Below are 1,245 nucleotides of genomic sequence, written 5' to 3' on the forward strand. Positions count from 1 at the left end.
GCCACGGTCTTGAGCAGCTGGTTGCCGTCCCAGACCTGGATCACCCGGTCGGTGACGTGGACATCGACGCTGGTCCCGGCGGCGGCCTTGCCCAGACAGATCTGCTGCCACGACACCGAGATCACCCCGTTGGCACCCGCCCGCCTGGCCACCCAGTCGTCACCGGTGCGGTCCTCGCCAGCACTCGGGCGCATCACTCTGGCAGGCTCAGCGCGCTGGGAGAACCGCTCGACCGGGGGCACCATCCCGATCGCCGAGTGCGGCCGCCGGGTGTTGTACTCCACCACCCACGCGTCCAGCTCGGCCTGCGCTGTCGCCAGGTCCTCGAAGACCCGGTCGGTGCGGAACTCGGTGCGCAGGGTGCGGTGGAACCGCTCGATCTTCCCCGTCGTGGTCGGCGACCGGGGCTGGGTCAACCGGTGTGTGATCCCGTTCTCGCGACACACCCGGTCGAACAACACCTCCACCGGCGGCCGGTTGAACCGGCCGGTGAACACCTTCCCGTTGTCGGTGAGGATCTCCTCCGGCACCCCATGCGTGCGCATCGCCAACGCCAGCCCGTCACAGACCCGCTGCGCGGTCTCCCGGAACGTCAAGAACGCGCTCACACAGAACCTCGAGTGGTCATCCACGCCGGTCAACGCCTTCGCCCGACGCCCGTCCGCAAGCAGGAACCCACCCACGACATCCATCTGCCACAGCTCCATCGGCAGCCCCCGCTCCCACCGCTTCCAGCGCTCCGCACGACGGCGCCGTGCCTGCGGCTCGACCAGACCGGCCCGGACCAGACACCGGTAGATCCCCGACCGCGACGGCACCGACTCCCCGCCCAGCCCACCCTGCTCGTGGACCCTGACGAGTTCGTACAAGATCCGCCGCGGACCCCACCCCGGATGCGCCCGACGCATCTCCAGCACCAACGCCTCCACCACCCCCGGCATCTGGTGCGGACACGACCTGGGCCGCGTCGAGCGCGGCACCAGCCCCGCCAGACCACCCTCCTCATAGGCCCGCAGCCACGCATGGACCGACTGCCGCGAGACACCCCACGCCTGCGCCACCTCGCTCACCGACCGCCCCTCAGCCACCACCGCCATCACCGCGGCGTACCTCTGCTCCTGCACGCTCAACTCCTTGACCATGAACGAGTGTCAAGAAGGAGCCGAAGCCACCGTCAAGCAGCAACCGAAACCCTGTAAAGCAAGAACCCGAGCCACTCCGTCAAGGAGGACCCGGGCTCATACA

At 69.0% G+C, this 1,245-nt stretch carries 1 protein-coding gene; it reads right to left on the bottom strand.

The annotated features are described in order from the left end of the window. A partial coding sequence (locus NYO98_RS21835) for an IS481 family transposase (RefSeq protein WP_268114025.1) occupies positions 1-1,142 on the bottom strand: 1,142 nt, incomplete at its 3' end. Positions 1,143-1,245: the final 103 nt, after the last annotated feature.

It is taken from the genome of Nocardioides pini, assembly GCF_026712185.1.
Taxonomy (GTDB): domain Bacteria; phylum Actinomycetota; class Actinomycetes; order Propionibacteriales; family Nocardioidaceae; genus Nocardioides; species Nocardioides pini.